The organism is Polyangiaceae bacterium (genome assembly GCA_020633235.1).
GTDB lineage: Bacteria > Myxococcota_A > Polyangia > Polyangiales > Polyangiaceae > JACKEA01.
Window position 1 is genome coordinate 239,856 of the sequence record JACKEA010000003.1, and the last position, 23,281, is coordinate 263,136.

General features: G+C 68.6%; 18 protein-coding genes. 10 read left to right on the plus strand and 8 right to left on the minus strand.

Features of this window, described 5'->3' with window-relative positions:
- The first annotated feature begins 79 nt into the window (after positions 1 to 79).
- From H6717_17900 to H6717_17920, 5 genes are all read left to right on the plus strand, one after another.
- On the plus strand, positions 80 to 784 hold the full coding sequence (locus H6717_17900) for a TetR/AcrR family transcriptional regulator (protein MCB9578907.1): 705 nt from the start codon (positions 80 to 82) through the stop codon (positions 782 to 784).
- Positions 781 to 1,515, plus strand: a complete 735-nt coding sequence (locus tag H6717_17905; protein ID MCB9578908.1) for a sulfite exporter TauE/SafE family protein — start codon at positions 781 to 783, stop codon at positions 1,513 to 1,515. Before H6717_17900 ends, H6717_17905 begins: the two co-directional genes overlap by 4 nt.
- A gap of 10 nt (positions 1,516 to 1,525) precedes the next feature.
- Positions 1,526 to 3,232, plus strand: coding sequence for an amidohydrolase family protein (locus H6717_17910; GenBank protein MCB9578909.1), 1,707 nt, complete (start codon positions 1,526 to 1,528; stop codon positions 3,230 to 3,232).
- Positions 3,233 to 3,373: 141 nt separating this feature from the next.
- Complete coding sequence (locus H6717_17915) at positions 3,374 to 4,468, plus strand: BamA/TamA family outer membrane protein (protein MCB9578910.1); 1,095 nt, start codon at positions 3,374 to 3,376, stop codon at positions 4,466 to 4,468.
- On the plus strand, positions 4,468 to 6,051 hold the full coding sequence (locus H6717_17920) for a serine/threonine protein kinase (protein ID MCB9578911.1): 1,584 nt from the start codon (positions 4,468 to 4,470) through the stop codon (positions 6,049 to 6,051). Before H6717_17915 ends, H6717_17920 begins: the two co-directional genes overlap by 1 nt.
- Here H6717_17920 and H6717_17925 read toward each other — a convergent pair.
- The 3 genes from H6717_17925 to H6717_17935 are packed head-to-tail and all read right to left on the minus strand — an operon-like array spanning position 6,041 to position 7,930.
- Positions 6,041 to 6,799, minus strand: coding sequence for an energy transducer TonB (locus H6717_17925; protein MCB9578912.1), 759 nt, complete (start codon positions 6,797 to 6,799; stop codon positions 6,041 to 6,043). The genes H6717_17920 and H6717_17925 overlap by 11 nt on opposite strands.
- Positions 6,799 to 7,215 carry a biopolymer transporter ExbD gene (locus H6717_17930; protein ID MCB9578913.1) on the minus strand — a complete coding sequence of 139 codons (417 nt, stop codon included), beginning with the start codon at positions 7,213 to 7,215 and terminating at the stop codon, positions 6,799 to 6,801. The genes H6717_17925 and H6717_17930 overlap by 1 nt, the downstream gene beginning before the upstream one ends.
- Position 7,216: 1 nt before the next feature.
- A complete protein-coding gene (locus H6717_17935; GenBank protein MCB9578914.1) occupies positions 7,217 to 7,930 on the minus strand; it encodes a MotA/TolQ/ExbB proton channel family protein in 714 nt (237 codons plus the stop codon).
- A gap of 251 nt (positions 7,931 to 8,181) precedes the next feature.
- Here H6717_17935 and H6717_17940 point away from each other — a divergent pair, with 251 nt between their 5' ends.
- Positions 8,182 to 10,542 carry a TonB-dependent receptor gene (locus H6717_17940; protein ID MCB9578915.1) on the plus strand — a complete coding sequence of 787 codons (2,361 nt, stop codon included), beginning with the start codon at positions 8,182 to 8,184 and terminating at the stop codon, positions 10,540 to 10,542.
- The gene (locus tag H6717_17945) at positions 10,539 to 11,423 is read left to right on the plus strand and encodes a hypothetical protein (GenBank protein ID MCB9578916.1); all 885 of its coding nucleotides are present in this window, start codon (positions 10,539 to 10,541) and stop codon (positions 11,421 to 11,423) included. Before H6717_17940 ends, H6717_17945 begins: the two co-directional genes overlap by 4 nt.
- Position 11,424: 1 nt before the next feature.
- On the opposite strand, the gene H6717_17950 is transcribed toward H6717_17945, so the two are convergent.
- A complete protein-coding gene (locus H6717_17950) occupies positions 11,425 to 12,807 on the minus strand; it encodes a sigma-54-dependent Fis family transcriptional regulator (protein ID MCB9578917.1) in 1,383 nt (460 codons plus the stop codon).
- Positions 12,808 to 12,863: 56 nt separating this feature from the next.
- On the opposite strand from H6717_17950, the gene H6717_17955 reads away from it, so the two are divergent.
- The gene (locus H6717_17955; protein ID MCB9578918.1) at positions 12,864 to 14,069 is read left to right on the plus strand and encodes an ATP-binding protein; all 1,206 of its coding nucleotides are present in this window, start codon (positions 12,864 to 12,866) and stop codon (positions 14,067 to 14,069) included.
- Positions 14,070 to 14,092: 23 nt separating this feature from the next.
- Here H6717_17955 and H6717_17960 read toward each other — a convergent pair whose 3' ends face one another.
- Genes H6717_17960 through H6717_17970 form a run of 3 tightly spaced genes read right to left on the minus strand, consistent with a single transcriptional unit; the run spans position 14,093 to position 19,661 of the window.
- Positions 14,093 to 15,391 (minus strand): adenylosuccinate lyase, encoded by a 1,299-nt coding sequence (locus H6717_17960; protein MCB9578919.1) that lies wholly within the window; start codon positions 15,389 to 15,391, stop codon positions 14,093 to 14,095.
- 52 nt (positions 15,392 to 15,443) lie between these two features.
- A complete protein-coding gene (locus H6717_17965) occupies positions 15,444 to 16,337 on the minus strand; it encodes a helix-turn-helix transcriptional regulator (GenBank protein MCB9578920.1) in 894 nt (297 codons plus the stop codon).
- A gap of 48 nt (positions 16,338 to 16,385) precedes the next feature.
- Complete coding sequence (locus H6717_17970) at positions 16,386 to 19,661, minus strand: hypothetical protein (protein MCB9578921.1); 3,276 nt, start codon at positions 19,659 to 19,661, stop codon at positions 16,386 to 16,388.
- A gap of 82 nt (positions 19,662 to 19,743) precedes the next feature.
- Between H6717_17970 and H6717_17975 the strand changes: the two genes are divergently transcribed.
- Positions 19,744 to 21,309, plus strand: coding sequence for a protein kinase (locus tag H6717_17975; protein ID MCB9578922.1), 1,566 nt, complete (start codon positions 19,744 to 19,746; stop codon positions 21,307 to 21,309).
- Entirely contained in the window at positions 21,306 to 22,130 is an 825-nt protein-coding gene (locus H6717_17980) for a hypothetical protein (GenBank protein MCB9578923.1), read from the plus strand. The genes H6717_17975 and H6717_17980 overlap by 4 nt, the downstream gene beginning before the upstream one ends.
- Here the strand turns inward: H6717_17980 and H6717_17985 are convergent, their stop codons facing one another.
- A complete protein-coding gene (locus tag H6717_17985) occupies positions 22,131 to 23,270 on the minus strand; it encodes a hypothetical protein (GenBank protein MCB9578924.1) in 1,140 nt (379 codons plus the stop codon).
- Between the last annotated feature and the right edge of the window lie 11 nt (positions 23,271 to 23,281).

The window sequence follows — 23,281 nt, forward strand, 5'->3', positions numbered from 1 at the left end:
GGGGTTTTACCGGATTTCTGGCGGATCGCCTCGCGAATCCTTCTTGACTGACCCGTTCGGTCAGTTATAGTCCGCGACCATGTCGCGCAAGCGCCCCGCAGACCGCTTCGACCGCCTGGTGGCCACCGCCACCCGCGTGTTCATCGAATCCGGCGGCTTCGCGCGGACGCAGATCGACGACGTGGCGCGCGCCCTGGGCGTGGCCAAAGGCACCGTGTACCTCTACGTGGAGAGCAAGGAAGCCTTGTTCGACCTGGCGCTGCGCCACGCGGACCAGAGCGCGCCCCTGGCGGAGCCCAGCGACCTCCCCGTAAAGACGCCGGTCCCTGGTGCCACCCGTGAGCTGGTGCAGGCCCGCATTCGCGAGCACGGCCGCTTCCCTACCCTGACGGCGGCGCTCAAGGTCGAGACTCCGGCGGACGTGGCTCAGGAAGTGCACGCCGTGCTGACGGAGATCTACGACACGCTGTACGAGGGCCGCGTGCGCATCAAGTTGATCGCCACGGCGGCACGGGACGTTCCGGATCTGGCAGAAGCGTGGTTCACCCAGGGTCGTCGACGCCTGAACCGGCGCCTCGCACGCTGGATCGAGCTGCGCGTGAAGAGCGGCGCCTTCGCGCCGCAGCCGGACGCGACGGCGGCGGCGCGCATGGTCAGTGAAACGCTGACCTGGTTCGCCGTTCACCGCCACTTCGAGGCAGCCCCGGAAGCCCTGGACGACGCCGCCGCTCGGCAGACGGCGCTCTTGGGCGTGACCCGTATGCTGCTCGGAGCCGGCGCGTGACGCTGCCGCTGTTCGCCTTCGCCGTGATCGTGCTGGCGGCCTACGCGGTACAGACCACGACGGGCTTCGGCAGCATGATCCTGTGCGTGACGCTGGGCGCGCACTTGTTCTCCCTGGAGCACGTGCTGTCCATCGCGGTGCCGCTCTCTTTGGTGCAAAACGCCTACATCGTGCTGCGCCACCGCGATGGCATCGACTGGAAGCTCCTGCTCGGCAGCGTGCTGCCGCTGATGGGCGCCGGCGCCATCTTCACGCTGACGCTGTTCGGCAACCTGGACGCACCCTGGCTGCGCACCGCCTTCGCGCTGATGGTGCTGGGGCTGTCCGTGCGGGAGCTCGCGCGGCAGTTTCGCCCGGGGGCGAATCACGCTCCGCCCTCCAAGTGGGTGGGCCGCGCCTCGCTGCTCGGCGCCGGCATGATCCACGGGCTGTATGCCACCGGCGGCCCGCTCCTGGTCTACGCCATCGGCCGCAGCGGTCTTTCCAAGCACGTGTTTCGCAGCACGGTCACCACCGTGTGGCTGGTGCTCAACTCCCTCCTGTGCGTGGCCTACGCGCGGGTAGGCCGCCTGGACAAGGCCGTGCTCGAGAGCGTGCTGTGGGTGCTGCCCGCGGTGCCTCTCGGTATCTGGGTGGGAGAAGTCCTGCACCGCAAGGTGGACGAGCACCGCTTTCGCATCGTGGTGTTCTTGGTGCTCATGGTCGCCGCAGTGGCGCTTTTGATTCGTTGAGGAGGAAGAGATGCACGACGTGGTGATCAAGGGTGGAACCATCGTGGACGGCAGCGGACGCCCGGCCTTCGAGGGAGACGTTGCGGTGAACGGCGCGACCATCACGCAGATTGGCAGCGTCGGCAGCGGTCGCCGTGAGATCGACGCGCGCGGCAAGCTGGTGCTGCCCGGCTGGGTAGACGTGCACACCCACTACGACGCCCAGGTCACCTGGGATCCCTTCGTCACGCCATCGAGCTGGCACGGCGTGACCACGCTGGTGATGGGCAACTGCGGCGTGGGCTTCGCGCCGGCAAAGCCCGACGAGCACGAGTGGCTGCTCGGATTGATGGAGGGTGTGGAGGACATCCCCGGCGCCGCGATGACCGAGGGCATGGTGTGGGAGTGGGAGACCTTCCCCGAGTACATGGACGCCATCGAGAAGAAGGCGCGGGTGCTCGACATCGGCACGCAGGTCCCCCACGGCGCGCTCCGCGGCTACGTGATGGGCCAGCGCGGCGCCAAGAACGAAGCCGCCACGGAAGACGACATCGCCCGGATGGCCGCCCTGGTGGAAGAAGGCATCCGCGCCGGCGCCCTCGGCTTCTCCACCTCTCGTACGCTGATCCACAAGGGCATCGACGGCGAGCTCGTGCCCGGCACCTTCGCGGCGGAAGACGAGCTCTTCGGCATCGGACGCGCCATGCGCCGCGGGGGCTCGGGCGTGTTCCAGATGACCAGCAACCACACCGACATGCCCAAGGAGATCCCGTGGATGCGCCGCATGGCGCGGGAGCTCGGCCTGCCGGTGAGCTTCAACCTGGTGCAGTCGGACGCGGCGCCGGAGCTGTGGCGGGACGTGCTCGAAGAGCTCGAGGCCGCAGCCCGCGCCGGGGAGCCGCTCTTCGCGCAGGTCGCAGGTCGCCCCGCCGGAGTGCTGATGAGCTGGGCGGGAACTGCGCATCCCTTCCTGGTGCACCCGACCTACATGGGCTTGCACTGGATGCCCATCGCCGATCGCCTGGCAGAGCTCAGAAAGCCCGAGGTGCGACAGAAGATCGTGAACGAGGATCCGCTCTCCGTCGGCGAGTTCGAGGACTTCATCGTGCGGAGCTACGACAAGATGTACCGCCTGGGCGACGATCCCGAGTACGAGCCGGATCCGAGCCAGAGCGCTGCCGCCATCGCCCAGCGCGAGGGCAAGAATCCTCGCGACGTGGTCTACGACTGGCTGATGGAGAAGGACGGCTGGGGCATCGTCTACTTTCCGATCTTCAACTACTCCCACGGCAACATGGATCACCTGGCGGAGCTGCTCGAGCACCCGCGCACCTGCCTGGGTCTCTCCGACGGCGGCGCCCACTGCGGCGCCATCTGCGACGCCAGCATCCCGACGTATCTGCTCACCCACTGGGCGCGGGATCGCTCCCGCGGTCGCAAGGTCGCCCTCGAGACCGTGGTCCACACGCAAACGGCGAAGACCGCCGCGCTGTACGGCCTTTCGGATCGCGGCCTGCTTGCGCCGGGCCTCTTGGCGGACATCAACGTGGTGGATCACGAAAAGCTCCGGCTGGAGGCGCCGCGCATGGCCTACGACCTGCCCGCCGAAGGCCGACGGCTGATCCAACGCGCCCGGGGCTACGACCTCACGCTCAAGAACGGCAAGGTGACGTTCGAAGGCGGCGAGCCCACCGGCGTCCTCGACGGCAAGCTGCTCCGCGGGCGGCGGAGCGCCTGACCGCGCGCCCGCGGCGTTTCCGCGCCGGAGCGACAATCATCTGCTGGAAGGCAGCAGGAGCGGCTTCTTTTGTTGGTGCGGCGCGAACCCCGTCGCTGACGTTGACGGACGACAGCGCGGGACCCTACGCTCCTCGGCAAGGTGGGCTTCCCTGTCTCGGCTTGCGCGACCGCCGTCGTGCTGTTGCTTTGGTGTGGGGCGAGCGCCGCCGCGGAAGCCGACGGCGAGCCGGACCCGCCAGGATCTTGGGGCGTCGTGCCGCTGCCGCTCTTGAGCTACGCGCCGGAAACGGAGCTGGTGCTCGGAGGCATGGCCGGCGGCTACGTGAAGAGCGAGACGCCCAAGACCCACGACACCACGTTCTTGGCGCTCGCGGCGATCTCGACTAAGGGGCAGGCGATCTTCGGAGGCGGGCTCGATGCCCACTTGCTCCGCGACCAGATGCTGGTCGGCGTGGAGCTCATGCTCCGGCGTTTCCCGGACACGTTCTATGGTGTTGGCAACGATACGCCGCTGTCGGCCGCAGAAGACTTCAGCAGCGACGACTTCTCCTACGAGCTCCGCCCCATGGTCCGCGCAGCGAACCATCTCTACTTCGGGGTGGTGAAGCACGTCTGGTTCTCCCGAGTCCGGGAGCGTGAACCCGGGGGCCTGTTGGCGTCGGACGCGGTGACCGGGGCGTCCGGCGGCCGATCCATGGGCGTGGGCGTCGCGGGCACCTACGACTCGCGGGACAACACCATCAACGCCACCCAGGGCGTGTACGTCCTGGCCAAGGCGACGACGTACCGCCGAGAGCTCGGCTCTCAGTTCGATTTCGGAGCGTACCTCCTGGATGCCCGGACGTACCTGAGCCCGGGACCCGGGCACGTGATTGCGTTGAACGCGTTCGTCGACGCTCGCAGCGGCGACGCGCCGTTCTATCAGCTCGCCCAGCTCGGTGGCCGCAACAAGCTTCGCGGGCACTACGAGGGACGTTACCGCGACGAGCTCTTGGGCCTGATTCAAACGGAGTATCGATTTCCGATCGTCGGCATCTTGAGCGGAGTGGCCTTCGGCGGCGTGGGCGACGTCGCGGAAAAAGTGGACGACTTTCTTTCGCACGGCCTCAAGTACTCCGCCGGCGGCGGCGCGCGGGTGCTGCTCGACCCGAAGGGCCGCGTGAACGCGGCGGTCGACTTCGGCTACGCGGGCGACCAGACGGGGCTCTACGTCAGCTTGGGGGAGGCGTTCTGATGGCCTCGAGCACACCGTCCGTGTGGGAGCACGGCTTCTGGTCCGGCGCTGCGGCGGGCTCCACGGAGGACGCGCGCGCTTTCCAGCAGCAGCGCGTCGCGCTGTTCTTGCGCTTCATTTTCATCGTACTGGCCGTGTTCTTCGTGATCGACACGGCGTCCGGCCTGAACGAGCGCGGTGCCGCGTCGCTGACCGAGGCCGGCAGCCTGGTACACGGGAGCATCACGCTGTGCTTCCTCTTGGGCTGGCTGTTCGTCCGACGCGGCGACCACTCCGCCGCAGTGCTCGGCGCGGTGGAAGCGGGGGCCACGATGGTCATGCTGCTGGGCGTCGCCGCCATCGCGCGTACCATTCCTCCGGACACGATCACCGAAGGACCGATCCTCGCCACCGCGCTCACTCTCGTGGCCCGCGCGGCCATCATCCCCAGCCGGGGCACCCGAACGTTGGTGCTCGGCCTCTTGGCGACGGTGATCGTGAGCATCGGCTACGCTTTGCGCAGCGGGGATCGCGAGTCGCTGGTGGGCTTTGCCAGCATCTGGACGCTGGCCTTCACTGCGGCCTCGTCCCTGGTTTCGCGGGTCATCTACGGACTGCAGAAGAACGTTCGAGAGGCCCGCCGGCTCGGCCAGTACGTGCTCGAGCAAAAGCTCGGCGAGGGGGGCATGGGAACCGTGTACCGCGCTCGCCACGCGCTGCTTCGACGACCGACGGCGATCAAGCTGCTGGCTCCGGACCGAGCCGGCGCGGACAACGTGGCGCGCTTCGAACGCGAGGTGCGGCAGACCGCGCGCTTGAGCCATCCGAACACGGTCACCATCTACGACTACGGACGCACGCCGGATGGCGTCTTCTACTACGCGATGGAGCTGCTCGAAGGTGCGGACTTGGGCGAGATCGTGGAGCTGGGCGGCGCGATGCCGACCGCGCGAGTGGTGCACGTGATCGCGTCCGTGGCGGGGGCGCTCTCCGAGGCCCACGGCGTGGGGCTCATCCATCGCGACATCAAGCCGGCGAACATCGTGCTGTGCCAACAGGGCGGCATGCCGGACGTCGCCAAGGTGGTCGACTTCGGGCTGGTGAAGGAGCTCGGGGAGGCAGGCATGACGGAAGCCGGCTCCTTGACGGGTACGCCGCTGTACATGGCTCCCGAGGCCATCACGGCACCCGAGTCGGTGGACGGTCGCAGCGACTTGTACGCTCTCGGCGCGGTGACCTACTACCTGCTCACCGGGCGCCACGTGTTCGAAGGCAAGTCGGTGATGGAAGTGTGCGCCCAGCATTTGACCCAGGATCCCGATCCCCCGTCGCTCCACGCTTCGAACCCCATCCCGGAAGCGCTGGAGCGACTGGTGCTGGAGTGTCTGGAGAAAGATCCCGCGAAGCGGCCCCCGACGGCGCTGGCCGTGATCGAGCGGCTGTTCGCCCTGGAAGGCGTGCAGGGCTGGACGCCCCACGAGGCTCGCGACTGGTGGAACACCCACGGCCCCTCGCTCCTGGCGCGGCGCGATGGCCCGGCGGACGAGCTGGGCAAGACCCTGGCCGTGGATCTGGAGGGGCGGCGCTCCGAGATCAGCGCGTGAACCGCACGCGCACGGTGGCGACGGCCTTGACCGCTCGGCCCGCCTTGTTCAGCCCGGGGTTGAAGCGACTTTGACGCAAGCAAGCACGGGCAGCCGCACCGAAGCCCTGTCCCGTCGGGGACTCGCCGGCAAGGGACACACGCTCCGCGGAGCCCCTGGGTCCCACCACGACGATCGCGGTCACGGTGGCGCTATCGGCGTCGGCCTGTCGCGGGTAGTACCCGCCGCAGCCGCCACCTGCCATGCTGGGACGACGGCTGAGATCCGCGGGGGGTGTGATGTCGCTCTTGGGGCGCGGTGGCGGCAGCGTGGGTCCGCTCGAGGCGGGCCCGCGCGCCAAGGCCTGCGCGCCCGGCTCGCCGCGGCCCGTCCCGCCACGCGCCACGACACTCCCGGTAAATCCGTGACCGTTCGGATCCGTGACGAAGTCCACCGGCTCGTTCGCCGGCGGCGCGATGGGATCTGGCTTGGCGACCAGCACGTTCTGGGCACGAGCAACGACCTTGGGACTCGTCGCCACGTGGCTCACGGACTCCGGGGCCGTGGGCGGAGTCGCCGGCTCTGGCCTGGGCGGCGCAGGGCGCTCGGGAACGGAGGGTGGTGACAGCTCCACCTCCGTCACCGGGAGCGGCGCTGCATGGACACGCTCGGGGGCCTGGAACCCCAGCACCAGGGCCGCGTGTGCGCCCAGCGCGATGAAGCTCCCCGCGACCCAACGAGTGACGACATTGCCGTCGCGCTGGGACATCATGGCTCCGCAGCGGGCTCCGCCGCGAAGGCGATGCTAGTGATGCCGGCCTGTCGAAGCTCGTCCAGGACGTGCAGCACGGAGGCGTGGTTCGCTTTCCCCGCTGCGCGCAGCACGGTCCTGAGCTGCGGATTCTGCCGATTCTTGCTGTTTGCCACACTGCGGAGCTCCGCGTCCCCCGAGAGAGCGCGGCCGTCCACGTACACCTGACCGCGCTGATCCAGAGACACGGTGAGCACCGTTTGTACCGTGGTCGCGCTGGCGGCCTTGGGCAGATCCAAGGGAACGCTCTGCTCACTGATGACCTTGGCCGTCACCATGAAGATGACGAGCAGCACGAGGACGATGTCCACCAGCGGCGTCATGTTGATGGCGGCGACGATTTCGTCGTCGTTCGCGGACTGATGCGCCGCCATCTCACACCTCCCCCGAGGCCGTGCGGCGCGGGTGGGCCAGACACAAGGACGGACGCCCGGAGGGCGGCGCGCTCGGGATCACCCGCTGCTCCTCGATCCAGGTCACGAGCACGCTGGCGAGAGCGTCGCTGTCCGCCGTGATGGCCTTGATCCGACGCTGGAAGTAGTTGAACGCGACGATGGCCGGGATGGCCACGGCCAAGCCGATGGCGGTGGCGACCAACGCTTCGGCGATGGCGGACATCAGCGCTCCAGACGCCGCGGCGCCCACGCTGGAGGTGCCGAGCTCCTCGAAGGCCATGATGATACCGACGACGGTGCCGAGCAGTCCGACGAAGGGAGCGTTGCTGCCGAGGGTGCCGAGATAGGCCAACCCCCGCTCGAGACGAACGCGCTGGATGGCCCTCGCGCCGTTCATCGCTTCACGCGCCACGGAGACTCCGTGGCCGGCCTTGCCCAGACCCGCTGCCACGACGTGGGCTGCGGCGGACCGGGACGCCTGAAAGTGCTGTCGAGCGGCTTCGGCGCCTCGCGACGAGAGCAGCACTTCCAGCTCCATTGCGAGCTTTTCCACGTTGCCGCGAACGCGGAAGAAGTACCACCCGCGCTCCACGATGACGGCGATGCTCGCTACACTGAGAGCGAGCATCAGATACATGATGGGGGCCGCGCCCACGTTGAGCATGAAGGCCTTGGCACCGTTGACGACGTTCATCGAATAGCTCCTTGTTCGAGGGTCGCCGGCCCGATTGCAGCGTCCGTACCAAGGCAAGGACCCGCATTTCTCCGTAGTTTTGGCGCGTCCGGACAGCGGACAGGGGACAGCTGTCCGGGCGCCGGACAGCTGTCCGCCCCGGCGCTTCACTTTGGCCGGGAAGTTCGCGTGGCCCGGAGCTTGCTGAGCGTCGTGCCAACGCTCGCACTGCGGCACCCGTCGTGTCGACCACGCGAGCACGAGAGGTCTCGATGTCGTTCCGTTCGTTTCGTGCGGTGAGCGCACTCCCCTACGCTCTTGCCTGCTGGCTACTGCTGTCGGCCCATCCCGCCGACGCGCAACCGAAGGTCACGCCTCCGGAGCTCGTGGAGCGCGCGACTCCGGACTTTCCGGCGTCCAAGAAGGAGAACGCGACGGTGGAGCTCACGCTCACCGTAGACGACAGCGGCGCCGTGACCGAAGCCGCGGTGACCCGCTCCGCCGGTACCGAGTTCGACACCGCAGCCTTGGAGGCGGCGAAGAAGCTTCGCTTCACTCCGGCCACCCGCGATGGCGTGGCGATCAGCGCGCGCATCCCGTTCCGTTTCGACTTCGAGTACCAAGCGCCGCCGGCCGCGCCGGACAAGCCGGCGGTGGTGGTGCAAGCGCCGCCAGCTCCCAAGCCACCTCCGGCAGCGAGTCCAGGCCCCGTCGAGGACGTCGAGATCGTCGGAGAGCGCGCGCCTCGGGAGGTCACCCGGCGGGCGGTGGATCAGCGCGAGATCCTCAAGATGCCCGGAACCAACGGCGACGCCCTCCGCTCCCTCGAGAGCATGCCGGGCGTGGCGCGGCCGCCGGCGGGGGCCGGCATGCTGATGGTGCGCGGCTCCGCACCGGAGGACACCGCCGTGTTCGTGGACGGCACGCCCATCCCGATGGCGTACCACTTCGGCGACTTCAACTCCGTGTTGCCCAGTGAGCTCCTGGAGCGCATCGACTTCTACCCGGGCAACTTCGGCCCGGAGTACGGCCGTGCCCTGGGCGGCATCGTCGACATCGGCATCCGCTCTCCGCGCAAGGATCGCCTTCACGCCTTGGCCCAGGTCGACCTGATCGACGCCCGACTGATGGTCGAGGCGCCGCTCGGTGAGCACACCCGGTTCCTCGTCGCGGGGCGGCGCTCGTGGCTCGACGCCTGGATCGGCAGCGTGCTCGAGGAGGGCGGCGAAGTCGGAGTCACGACGGCGCCGGTGTACTACGACTACCAGGCCGTCTTGGAGCACGACGTCTCCAAGAACACCACCGCACGGCTGACGCTGTTCGGCTCCGACGACCGCATGCGCATCGTCGTCAACGCGCCGGACGCCAGCGATCCGAGCTTCGGTGGCGACCTGGGAGCCCACATGCGCTTCCAGCGCCTGCAGCTTCGGACGGACACGCGCTTCGACCACGACACGCGCTGGCTCAACACGGTGTCCGTGGGACGCGATCAGCAGCGCTTCCAGTCCGGGAGCTTCGATCTCGATCTCACCTACCAGCCGGTGGCGGTTCGCTCCGACCTCAGGAGTCGCGTCGCCGACGGCGTGACGCTGGTGGCGGGGCTGGACGCGACCTGGACGGCCGTCGATGCCAGCTATCGGGGACCGCCCCTGGTGGACGGCGGCGAGAGCCCGGGGCCCTTCTTCGCTCGGCCCGAGAACGATCTCGGGGTGAAGGGAGCGTTGTTCGCTCCCGCCGCCTACGCGATGGCGGAGCTGTCGCCCACGGCCGCGCTCAAGCTGCTGCCAGGGGTGCGCGTCGACCACTCGAGCGACATCGAAGAGACGGTGGTGAGCCCACGTCTGGCCGCTCGCTGGGACGTGAAGCGCGGCTTTCCGCGCACGACCGTCAAAGGCGGCGTCGGACTCTTTCATCAGGCGCCCCAGCCACACCAGACGCTCGCCCCCTTCGGCACGCCGTCGCTGTCCCACGAGCGGGCCCTGCACTATGGCCTCGGCTTCGAGCAGGAGCTGACGCCCGACGTCGAGCTGTCCGTCGACGGCTTCTACAAGGACATGAGGCGGCTGGTGGTACAACACGCCGACGCCCGCGCGCCGAGCGGCGTCAAGTACGACAACAGCGGCACCGGCCGCGCCTACGGCACGGAGATCTTGCTGCGCTACAAGCCGGGCCGGCGCTTCTTCGGGTGGCTGGCGTACACGCTGTCCCGCAGCGAGCGCCGCGATGGAAACGAGCGCTACCACCTTTTCGACTGGGATCAGACTCACATCTTGAGTGCGCTGGCGAGCTACAAGCTCGGCCGCGGCTGGGAGCTCGGTGCGCGCTTTCGCTACGTGACGGGCAAGCCCTACACGCCGCCGACGGCCGCCGTGTTCGATTCCGATGCAGGCGCGTACCAGCCCATCGATGGTGCCCCGAGCTCCGCGCGAGACGACGCCTTTCATCGCCTGGACGTCCGCGTGGAGAAGACCTGGACGTTCTCCGAATGGAAGCTCTCGGCGTACGTCGACGTGCAGAACGCCTACAACCGAAAGAACGTCGAAGGTCGCTCCTACAACTTCAACTACTCGAGGTCCGGCAACGCCACCGGTCTTCCCCTGCTGCCCATCGTGGGCATTCGAGGTGAGCTATGAAACGCATCGCACTGTCGGCCCTGCTCCTGCTCTCCGCCTGCGGCGCCGAGTTCGACCCCGGATCTCGCGTCACGGACTTTCGCCTCCTGGCCGTCTCCGCCGACGCGCCCTACGCCGCTCCGGGGGAGACCGTGCACCTCACGGCCTTGGTTCACGAACCCTTCGGGCGCACCGTGAGCTACGCCTGGATGACCTGCCAGAACCCGGAGGACACCTCGGCACTCGGGTGTTTGGCGCAGGCCGGAGGCACGCAGAGCGGCGTCGGTCTGGACCAGATCGACGTCACCATCCCCGCGGGTGCCCTGGACTCGATCCCGGCCGAAAGCCGTGCGAATGCCCTCGTCGGAGTCGTCACCGTAGCCTGTCCGGGAACCCTGACGCCTGTCTCCGGTTCCTTGCCCTTCCGCTGCCAGGACGAAGCCAGCGGGGAAGACCTCCCCTACGAGCGCTGGGCGGTGAGCGTGAAGCGCATCTTCGTGCGCGCGCAGGATCGCAACGCAAACCCGATCATCGCCCAGCTTTCGTGGGACGGAGCGCCTTGGCCGGACGGCGAGGTCAAGCAAACCAAGCCCTGCAGCAACAATCCCAATCACATCGACGACTGCGACGGTGGCGAACGTCACCGCGTGAGCGTCAGTGTGGCACCCGGTTCCGTGGAATCCGGCACCGACGAGGTCGGCCACGAGTTCCAGGAACAACTGATCGTGCAGTACTACGCTACGGAGGGTACGTTCCAGTTCGACGTCCGCACCGCTGCGTCGCCCTCGAACGAGTGGGCAGCGCGCAAGCGCGCGTCCGGCGCGACCCAGACGCTCTGGTTCGTGGTGCGGGACAATCGCGGCGGCGTGACCTGGACGTCTCGGCAGGTCGATGTCCAGTGAGTCAGCTCCTGGTGCGTCGCTCGATCTCGATCCCGAGACGCTCCATGCGTCGGTACAGAGCCTGGCGGCTGAGGCCCAGCTCGGCCGCCGCCCGGGACACCACGCCGCGAGCACGCGTGAGTGCTGCCTCGACGGTCGCACGCTCGGCCGCCGAGAGCGGATCCGCCTCGGGACTCCGTTCACTCCGCGGCGCCTGCGCGGGGGCGGAGAGCAGGTCCAGATCCCGAGCGTGCAGCGGAGGACGCCCCACGAGCAGCGCCCGTTGGATGCGGTTTTCGAGCTCCCGCACGTTGCCTGGCCAGTCGTGCGCTTCCAGGGCAGCCACTGCATCCGGCGCCAACGCGGCGTCCCCCCCGTGGAGGCGAAGGAAGTGCTCGGCCAAGGGGCGCACGTCCTCCACCCGCTCACGAAGAGGCGGCACCCGCACTTCGATCACGTTGAGGCGAAAGAAGAGGTCCTCGCGGAACGTCCCCGCGGAGATGGCCGCGCGCAAGTCTGCATTGGTCGCGCTCACCACGCGCACGTCCACCTTGCGCGTGGTGGAGCTCCCCACGCGCTCGAACTCCCCGCTCTGCAGCACGCGGAGCAGCTTCATCTGACCCGCGAGGGGAAGATTGCCAATCTCGTCCAGGAACAGCGTTCCACCGTGGGCCGCTTCGAAGCGCCCGATGCGCAGCTTGGTGGCTCCGGTGAACGCGCCGGCTTCCGCCCCGAACAGCTCTGCCTCGAGCAGCTGTTCCGGCAGCGCGCCGGCGTTCACCTTGATCAGCGGCTGCTCCCGTCGCCGCGAGTTCGCGTGAACGATCTCCGCGATCTTCTCCTTGCCGGCGCCGTTCGGTCCCGTCACCAGCACCGGAACGTCCGCCCGGGCCACCTGCACGGCCAAGGTCACGGCCTCGTGCAGCGCCGGGCTCTCGTACACCAGGCCGCACAGGTCGTGTCCGTCGCGCACCTCGGCGCGACGTCGCGCTGCTCGCCCTCGCAGGCGCGCGTTCTCCTGACCCACTTCTCGCAGACGCATCAAGTTGGTCACGCTCAGCACCAGCTTGTCGTCGTCCCAAGGCTTGCCCAAGTAGTCGGCGGCACCTTCGCGCACCAGCTCCACCGCCGTCGAAAGCGAGGTCCAGGCCGTGATCAGGATCACCGGCAGCTCGGGGTCCAGGCTCCGGATCTCGCGGAACAGCGCGACGCCGTCCTCGCCGCTGGTGGCGCTCTCCCCCAGGTTCATGTCCTGGATCACGACGCCCACGTCCTCGTGGGCCACGGCGTCGAGAGCGGCCCCGCCGTTGGACACGGCAACGACATCGAAGCCGTGAACCTCGAACAGCAGCGTGAGCGCGGTGCGCACCGCTTCCTGGTCGTCGACAACGAGGACTTTCGCCATCCGCCGAGCGCCACTGTAGCAGGGTCGGTCACGGGGACTCTACACTCGGACCTGCCATGAGCGAACGTGAGTCGAGTCCTCTGTTCCCGGCCGCGCTCGCCGCGGTCGTGTCCGTCGTCTCCGCCGGCCTGCTGCTGCGCGGCGACCGACCGCTGTTCGAAGCGCTGGCCGTCGGCGGATTCGCCGGGCTCGGCGCCGCCCTACTCGCAGCGCGGCGCCCCCCGGACGCGCCCGCCGAGGCTTCCTTGGCCGATCTCGCAGCGGATCTGACTCCAGACGCCCTGCTCTTGTACGAGGAGGACGGTCGCATCGCCTACGCCAACGCCACCGCTCGCAACCTGTTCTTCGAAGGGGCCGACCCCAGCGGCGAAAACTTCCTTCGTCTCGTCGGGCGCGCGCCGAACGCGCTTTCCTCGGCTCTCCTGGGGCAGAGCGCTCGCCTGATCACGCTGGTGGTGGACGATCGTCACGAGACCTTCAGTGTCAGTCGACAAGCGCACCACGTCGGCGACCGCGAGCTGACGCTGCTGGTGGTTCAGAACCTGACCCGGGAGGTGTCCCAGCGCGAGGTAGAAACGTTGAAGAACGTGGTGCGGGTGCTGAGCCACGAGGTGAACAACTCCCTCGCGCCCATCGCTTCACTGGTGCATTCCGCGCGAAAGCTCGCCGGGCGTCCGGAGCTCTCGGCCAAGCTCGACGCCGCCTTCGACACCATCGGGGAGCGGGCCCGCCATCTGCAAGGGTTCATCGAAGGCTACGCGCGCTTGGCGCGCTTGCCCGCACCGCACGCGCAGGCGGTGAACCTCGAGAAGTTCCTCGAACACCTGCGCAGCCTGTATCCCGAGGCTCGCATCCCCGCGGCCGCCGGCGTTTCGGGTTGGTTCGACCCGACTCAGATCGAGCAGGTCCTCATCAATCTGTTCAAGAACGCCGTGGAGGCCGGCAGCGCCCCTTCGGACGTGGAGCTCGTCATCGACGACGCGTCCGACGGCGTCACGCGCATGGAAGTTCGCGATCGCGGCTCGGGGTTCAGCGAAGAAGCCCTGGCCAGCGCTTTCACTCCGTTCTTCACCACCAAGTCCGGGGGCAGCGGCATGGGTCACGCCTTGTGTCGCGAGATCGTCCACGCACACGGCGGCAGCATCGGGATCGCCAATCGCAAGGACGGCGGCGGTCGCGTGACGCTGGAGCTGCCGGGCAAGGCGGCCGTCGATCCCCGCCTGGCCGCCTCGCGCACCAAGCTGACGCTCTCGAGATTCTGACTTCGGTAATTGGCGAGAACCGGTCAGGATGCGATCGCGCGCTTCACGATGGTGTCGGCCCAGCGCAGCGCGTGATCCAGATCGAAACAGCGGTCGAGCTCGTCGCTCGAGAGCAGCTGGGCAATGTCCGCGTCCTGGCCCAGGAGCGCGCGAAAGTCTCCCTCGCCGGCGAATGCCTTCATCGCGTTCCGCTGCACCATCTCGTAGGCTTTCTGACGGGCCAGCCCCTTCTCCACCAGCGACAGCATAACGCCTTCGCTGAAGAACAGGCCGCCGGAGCGACCGAGGTTTTGCTGCATGCGCTCTGCGTACACCACCAGGCCGTCCACGATGCCGGTGGCGCGCTCGAGCATGAAGCCCAGGGTCGCCGTCGCGTCCGGCGCCAGCATGCGCTCCACGCTGGAATGTGAGATGTCCCGCTCGTGCCACAGCGCCACGTTCTCGAGGGCTGGAGTGAGAGCGGCGCGCACCACCCGCGCGAGACCGCACAGGTTCTCGCTCAACACCGGGTTGCGCTTGTGGGGCATGGCGCTGGAGCCCTTCTGGCCCTTGGCGAACTTCTCTTCCGCCTCGCCCACCTCCGTGCGCTGCCAGTGCCGCACGTTGGTGGCGAAGCGCTCGATGGCCGCCGCCAGCAAAGCCAGGGCCGAGAAGAACGCCGCGTGGCGATCCCGCGACACGATCTGAGTCGACACCGTCTCCGGCGTCAGGCCCAGGGAGGACAGCGCCCGCGCTTCGATCTCCGGAGCGAGGTGCGCGTAGGTGCCCACCGCCCCGGCGATCTTACCGACGGCGATCTCCTGCTTGGCCAACTCGAGGCGCTTGCGCCCCCGGCGCACCTCCGCCAGATGCCCCGCGAGCACCACGCCGAAGGTGACGGGCTCCGCGTGGATGCCGTGGGAGCGGCCGATGAGCGGCGTCTTCACGTGCTCGACGGCGCGGCGCTCGAGGGCCGCCTCGAGCTTGGTCGTGCGCTCCAGGAGCATGTCCGCAGCGCGCGTGAGCTGAACTGCGAAGCTCGTGTCCAGCACGTCGCTCGACGTCATGCCGCGGTGGAGCCAGCGCGCCGGCTCTCCCGCGAGCTCTTCCACGTGGGTGAGGAACGCGATCACGTCGTGACGCGTGGTGCGCTCTATGGTCTCGATGGCGGCCGGGTCGAGCGCGATGTGCTTGTCCCGAATGGTGGATGCGGTGCCTCCAGGCACCAGCCCCGCGCCTTCCATCGCCTCGCAAGCGGCCAGCTCCACTTCCAGCCATATCTGGTAGCGGGTGCGATCGGACCAGAGCTCGGAGAATTCTCGGGGCGTATAGCGGGGGATCATCGAAGAGGAGGCGTAGCCCGGATGCTTCCGTCCGCCAAGCCCGAGGCCCGCGTCAGGGAAAGCTCTGCTGGTGCTGCTCTCGAACCTGGCGCGGCGTGGGTAGCCCCGCGCGTTTGAACGCGCGATCCATCGCCGTCAGGCTGCCGTAGCCCACGGCCACTGCGACCTCGGCGTTGCTGAGCGAGTCCGAAGACAGCAGCAGCACCGCCGCCGTGATGCGCCAGCGGTTCAGTGCGTTGCGCCAACCGCGGTCGAAGAATCCGTACTCCCGCTGCAAGCGCAAGATGTCACGACGAACCTGACGATCAGTGGTGCCCACGCGGGACATGGCGTCCACCAGCATGGGGCTCTGAAAGAGCGTCTCCAGAATGGGGAACAGCGCCTTTCGAGCGCGCTCAAGGGCGGAGTGCCGGCGCCGCTCCGCCTCCACGCGCAGGTGCCGAGTCAAAATGCCCGTGTCCGCGCAGGCGTCGAGCAGCCGTTGGAACAGACTCTGAGTCTCGCCGGTGTCGGCATCCCCGGCGAGGACGTCCACGGCGTTCTCCAACGCCTGCCGGACCGAAGCGTCTACCGTCACGTTCTTGGGGCGCGATGCGTCCAGCCGCGTGTCGGCGGCACGAACTCGAAGCGCGACGCCTTCGAGCACCGGCATTTCGCTTCGAAAGCACGAGCCATCGGGATCCGCCGCCACGATGTGCTGTTCGGTGACGACGAACGGTACGCCGCTCTCGAGCCAGAAGCCGTCGGGCGCGACCCACACCCTTCCCGCGCGGATGAGACACAGGAACACCCAGTCGCCCGGAGGGTTCGGTGCTTGGGGCAAGAGGCCCGTGTGCCAGCTCGCCCCCTCGAGCTTCGCGTAGTAGACACCCGCGTCCCGCTCCACCGCGAAGCGAAGCGTGAGACCCACGTCCGAAAGCCCGAAGCGTTCGCAGGCGCGCAGCATCCGCAGCTGCAAGCTATCACGCCGCCGGACGGGCCACCCGGCCGGGTTTCACTGGCCGCGTTGAACGAGAGTCCCCGCCGCGCCGTACACCTCGAAGGGCACTTCGGCGCTGGGGTCGAAGCGACAGCTCATGCTGCGGTACTGGATGGTGTCGCCTTCGTCACTCGAGCGAAACATCCAGGAGTGCTCCAGGTCGTCGAGCAGCAAGATGGCGCGATCCCAACGCGGGCTCTGGTCCGAAGCGTCCAGCACCAGTCCCTCGGCGTCGAAGGCGGCGACGCAGGGCTCCTTCGGCGTGCCGTGCATCACCGCGTGGGAGGTGAGCAGCACGCGCATCGGCTCCGTCGGATCACTGACGATGATCGGGTGCCGGGTGCCTCCCGAGTAGGGCACGACCACCCGCGGAGTGTCGGTCTTGGTCACCGCACCGCAGCGTTTGGGCTGGCTGCCCGTGTTCCTCTGGGTCGGGATCGCGATGGGCTTGTCCACCGCCGGGCCGTGGGTATTGAACGGATACAAGAGGGCGCTCTCGGCCGGGCCGTCCGCGTCGAAGATCATGAGCTGCAGCCCCGAGCGCTTCTTGTCGTAAGCGATGTCGCGCACCTGCGTGAGGCCGAAGGCTGCAGGCGCCGTGAGCCCCGTGCTGTAGGCGTCGAAGGCCCAGGCGGCGCCCTCTCGGCGGGCCCGTACCACCACGGCGCCGTTGTCGAAGATCGCCAGCGGCACGTGAGTGCCACCGATGCGTGCCATCTCCGCGCGCCGACCGGACAGCGAGGAGTACGGCCACTGGATGGGCGGGACCGTGGCGACGCTCTTGCCATCCACGAAGTAGGTCACCTGGTCGTCGTGTGACGAGCGATGCACGCGAAGGTAGAGTCCGCCTTCGCCAATGCTGATCAGATCCGGGCTGGCGAACTGGGCGCCGGCTCCCTCGCGGGAGTAGTCGCCGGGAACGTAGGGCCCGGCGTCGGGGATGCGCGCCCGCACCACCTTGCCCTCGAGCAGGTTGTCCCAAGCCACTTCCACGTTGGCGATGCGGGCCTTGCCCGAAGCTTCCGGCGTGGGGTAGCGCAAGGCAGCGCCGCCCTCCACCTGCGTGGACACCATCAAGGCGTGCTCTTGCGGATTCTTGGCGGGAGGAATGAGCTCCACGCTGGAGACCTGGGGATGCTGGCCGCCCACACCATGGAGCACACGAGCGCTCGCGTGATTGCCGTCCCGCACCACCGAGTACCAGGCCACCTTACCGATGGCCGCTTGGTCCGCCGTAGGCGCGCGGCTCACTCCGGACAGCGGCTTCCAGGCGCCTTCTTCCAGCGTGCAGGAGAAGGCCGTGCGCACCTTGCGATCGAAGAGATCCCGCGCGGGACGATCCGGAGGCGCCAAGACGCCTTGGTCGTCGTCCGCCTCTCCTCGCCACCCGAGGCGGGAGAGCTCGTTGCCGATGACACAACCGGCTGGATGGCAGCTCACCTGCTCCGAGCAGCGGCTCGAGCCACGGCACAGCCGCAGCGGTAACCGCCCGATCGGTTCCCAGGTGGCACCGCCGTCGAGAGACTCCCAGGCGCTGGCGACCCCGGTCGAGATGGCCAGAGCACGGGAGCCGACGGCGCCGAGCAAGTTGATGTCGTGCGGCGGCTCCGACAGCTGCACCAGGTTCCCATCTTGATCCGTGATGGCCAGGGTCCAGCCGTTGCCGTTGCGGAAGACGATGGCGACCGTGCCGTCGTCCCCGGGGCTGAGGGACACCACCTGGGCTCCGGACCCGGACGGCGGGCGGGCGAACATGCCGCTCTCTTCGAAGTTCTGCGTCGCCTCGATCTGGCTCACCTCGTGAGCCTCGAAGGACAGCCCTCGATCTCGCGACACGTACACGGCGTAGGCGCCCGTCTTGGAGCGCTTGCCCACGGCGTAGGCCGTGCGTCCGTCCAAGGAGAACGCGACGGCGGCGGCGTACCCCGTCAGCGCCGGCGTCGCCGACAAGGTCAGCTCGAACCCTTCGGACTGGGGCTCGTCTCGATCGGGCTTCTTCTCCCGAGCCACCTTCGCGGCCTCCGCGAGCGCCTCCTTCGGGTTCGCTCCCGCGTCCGGCGGGATCTTGCGGCGCGCGTACACGCCGTAGCTGCTGCAGCCCCGCGACCGCGAGAAGGGCGGACAGATCCCGCTCACCACCAGCGCGCCGTCGGCCCCCACGGCGAGACCCAGCTGATTCATGCGTCCGATGACGTCGTAGCCCTCGCGCAGCCACTTCTTGCCGCCGTCGTGGGACAGATACAGGTCGATTTCCTGTGTGGAGCCCACGTTCCGCCGGGAGCACGCGAGGGCCAGCTCCTTGTCGAAGCCGGCGAGGCGCAGGGCGCGGCAGTCCTTGGCCACGAGCAGGGGCGCTTCCTGGATGGCGCCATCCGCCGGTCCTTGCCACAGGACCCAGCCGTTCTTTCCTTTGCCCTCCGCCTTGGCCACTTCCAGGTAGCGGCCGTCGAGGACGATGGCGCGACCTTCTGCCAGCGCGCTGGCGTCGGGACCCCGAGGCGGTCGCTTGGTGAGCTGGAATCGGTGACGGGTCGGGGTGCGCGAGAGGCGGATGAGGCCCTTGCCATCCCACTTCATGACGCCGAGCGCGGTTTGCACCACCGCCTCGCCGTCCTTGTCCTGGAGCAACCCGTAGGCGCCGCTGGGGGGAACGTCGAGCTTCTTCCAGCTGGCTCCGGAATCGTTCGTCGTCCACAGCGCTTCAGGAACGCTGAGCGCCAAGCCGTGGCCGTCTTTCTGCAAGCCCACGTCGACGTATCGCGTCTTGGCCGGGGTCACGGTCTGCCACGACGCGCCGCCATCCGCGCTCTGCAGGATGCGACCGGCGAAATCGACGCCGGCGATGGCGCTGCCCGCTGCGCTGAGGCGCGCCAGGCGATCGAGCGGCGCGCTCGATCGCACGAAGGGCCCCAGCGGCTGCTCCGACTCGTAGGTGGTTCCGCTCTGGCCGACGAAGACCCAGCTGTCCCCGCGTCGCAGAATGCTGACGAGCTTCTCCGGCGCCAAGCGCGCAGCGGCTTTCGCGTTGCCGTGCTTGTCCACGAGCCAGCGCTCGCCGCGATCACCCGCGAGGAGAATGTGACCATCCGGGAGGTCGAAGCGAGTGCCGAGGGGCGCCTCGCTGCGCGGGTGGTAGCGCCACACCGCGGGGGAGCGATATCCCGCCGTGGACTTTGCACCTTCCAAGAGCGACGGCCGCGGCGTGCGGGGCTTCGGCCGATCCCCGCTGCACGCGGCGGCAGCGGCGAAAGCCGCGCTCACGAGGAGAACCGGGATCAGGGCCTTACGCATCGAAGTCTCAGACATAGCGCGGCGCGTCGAGAGCGTCGATTGCTTCGGAACGCAGCGGAAAAAACTGAGCTACGATGCTCGGATGGATGGACAGTCCGCCACCGGACGCGTCGTCGGGCGCTACGTGCTCTACGACGAAATAGCGTCTGGCGGCATGGCGACCATCCATCTCGGCTGCCTGATGGGCCAGGTGGGTTTCGCGCGCGTGGTGGCCATCAAGAAGCTGCATCCTCACCTCGCCAAAGACCCCGAGTTCGTCGCGATGTTCCTGGACGAAGCCCGCGTGGCGGCGGGTGTTCGTCACCCGAACGTCGTTTCCACGTTGGACGTGGTGGCCACCGACGGCGAGCTGTTCCTGGTCATGGATTACGTGGAAGGCGACTCGCTGTCGCGCTTGCTGCGCGCCGCGCGGCGCAAGAACGAGCTCTTGCCGCCGCCGCTGGTGAGCTCGGTAATGACGGGGGTACTGTACGGCCTGCACGCGGCCCACACGGCGAAGGACGAGCGGGGTCAGTCCCTGAGCATCGTCCACCGGGACGTATCTCCGCAGAACGTCTTGGTGGGCGTGGATGGCGTCGCGCGGGTGGTGGACTTCGGCGTGGCCAAGGCCTCCCGTCGGCTGATGGAGACCGAAGCCGGTCGCATGAAAGGCAAGTTCGCCTACATGGCTCCGGAGCAAGTCCGCCAAGACACCCTCGATCAGCGCGCCGACGTCTTCGCCGCGGGGATCTGCGCCTGGGAAGCGCTGACCGGCAAGCACCTGTTCTCGGCGGACGATCCCGGTCGCACGATCGCGAAGCTCCTGGAGTCGCAGGTGCCGCCGCCGAGCTCGATGGCACCGGACGTCTCCCCCGAGCTCGACGCCGTCGTGCTGCGGGCGCTCGAGCGCAGCCCCGACGCGCGCTTTCAGACCGCCCGGGAGATGGCCATCGCGCTGGAAGATGCGGTGCCGCCATGGGTCGCCCGCAAGGTGGGAGAGTGGGTGCTGGCGTCGGTGGGTCCCGAGCTCGAAAAGCGCGGGAAACGCCTGGCGGAGCTGTCCAGCCAGACCCACGCGCGAGCTCCGGCGAGCTTGGCGGCGGCTCAGGAGCTCATCGGACGAAGCTCCGTGGCGCCGGAGCCAGAGGACGAAGCGCCCACCCGGGTCCACGAGGTCAGCTCGCATCCCTCGCTGTCCGCTGCCCGAGCTCCCGAGACCGGCACACCAATCTCTCACGTGTCGGTGTTGAGCGACGTCTCCAACGCCTCTTACACCACGCCGCCTCCGGCGCGCATTCCACGCCGCGGTCTCGTGGCCGTCGCCATCGCCCTGGTATCCGCTGCGCTGCTCGTGGTGGTGGGTGCCATCGTGCTCCTCGGACGCCGCGCCGAGCCCCAAGCCCACGACGTGGCGGCGGCACCGCCCGAGGAAACCGCCGCAGCGCCCCCGAGCGTGCAGCTCGAGCCCATCGCCACCGCGCCCCCCGAGCCCGCGCCGCAAGCTTCGGCCGAACCGGAGCCGGAACCATCCGCGACAGCGCCGAAGCCCGAGCCCAAGCAGCCGTCGATTGCGAAGCCGGTCGTTACCGCGCCGCCCCAACAAAAGAACTGCAACCCGCCCTACACCATCGAAAACGGCATCAAGAAATTCAAGAGGGAGTGCTTGTGAGGATCTCCGTGGCCATCGCCGTGCTGCTGGCGACGTTCCCCGCGGCGGCGGCCGGCCCCAGCAAGGATCAGTGCTTGAACGCCCACGAGCAGGGACAGGTCGCCCACAAGAAGGGGGACATGGACGCGGCGCGGCAGCACTTCGAGCTGTGCAGCGACGCCGCCTGCCCCGACTTGGTGAAGAACGACTGCGGCGAGCGGCTGAAGAAGCTCGCGGCGGAGATTCCATCGCTCACCGTGCGGGTGCTGGGTCCCGGCGGCAGCGACGCGGCCCTCACCGTCGACGGCAAGAAGGCCACGCCCCGCGCCGATGGCAGCTTGGAGCTGACGCCGGGGGATCACGTGCTCCGCGCCACCGCGGCGGACGGTCGCAGCGCGGAAGAGCAGGTCACCCTCGCCGCCGGATCCCACGGTGTGACCATCACCTTGGAGCTGCCCGAGCCGAAGCCCGTGGAGCCCGCGCCCACGCCCAAGGAGGAACCCAAGCCAAGCAGCGGCGTGCGCCCCGCGGTGCTCGTCTTGGGCGGGGTAGCGGTGCTGGGCCTGGCGGGCTTCACGGCCTTCGGCCTCGCGGGTCGCTCGAAACAGAGTGATCTCGAAGCGAGCTGCGCGCCCAACTGCACGCGCGATGCAGTCGACGACATGCGCCAAAAGTACCTCTTCGCCGACATCTCCTTGGGCGTTGCCGTGGTTGCCGGAGGCGCCGCGGCATACCTCCACTTCCAGAAGCCCAAGAAAGAAAAGCCCGCGCCCACGGTCGCGTGGATCAGCGGCGCACCGCTGCCACACGGCGCCGCCGTAGGTGTCGGCGGTCGCTTCTGATCAGGGGCAGGTCACGACCAGCTGCACCGGCGCGGAGCTCGCGACCTGCTCGCAGCTCGCAAAGCACAGCTCGACGGCGGAGCCGACCATGTAGTAGCCCGCAGCGTTGCTGCCGTTGCCGCATGCCTTCGCGGAGCTCACCTTCGGCAGCGACTGGCCGGCGACCGTCACGCCCGTGACCGTCGCTCCACCCGGTGGCGCGAAGCGGCAGCCCACCGCCGCCCTCGAGAGGGCGTTGTGGATGGAGCCCTGGCTACCCACCGGCACGGCGCTCTGCGTTCCTCCGGCGTTGGCCAGCTGGCTCAGAGTCGACATGTTGGCGCCGCTGAACCCGAGCACCCAGGTGTACACGGGAGGCGAGCCCCCGAGGGCAGCACTGGCGATTTGCGGCAGCGTGAACGTGCTCCCACACGAGTCGAAGATGGTGTAGTCCGTGAGCAACGCGAACACCACCTGGTGGTCCGTGAGCTGCTTCGCTTGGCTGGTGCAGAAGTCCAAGCCCCCCGACAGCGCGCCTTCCAGCTGGGTAGTCCCGCTGTTGTTGACCGCAGCCAGGGACGCGGCGATCGCCCCCGCCCCGCTTGGCATCACGGAGAGCGGCACTGCCGGCTTGTCGTAGCCGTTGCCGCCGCAGCTGCCGGGACCCGCGGCGGGCGGCATGTACTGGAGCGCGAGCTGGTTGCCCGCCATGCCCGCGTCGTTGGCGAACGCTTCGACGCCGGTCTTGATCGAGGACCACTCGTTGCCGTTGGTGGTGCGATCCAGCATCAGGTACATCGCCGTCGGCATCGCCGGAACGGTGACGGGGCCCGAAACGCACGTAGCTCCGCCGCTGCCCGCCGCCCCGCCAGCCCCCGCCGCTCCGGCAGCTCCAGCCAGCCCGCCGGCGCCCGCTGCCCCGCCAGCGCCGGCAGCTCCACCGCTGCCCGCCGCGCCACCGATGTTCCCACCGCTGCCTGCGATTCCACCGCTGCCGCCCACGCCGCTGTCCGTCGTGCCGCCCGTCCCACCCGTGGGCGTGCCCGCGTCCTTCTTGGCGCCGCCCCCGAGCAGATCGTCGTCCGATGGCGCCAACAAGGAGCAACCCCCTGCCACCGCCGAAGCGAGCAGCGCGAAGCCGAGCCAGCTGCCACGTCCCATGATCGGAGAGC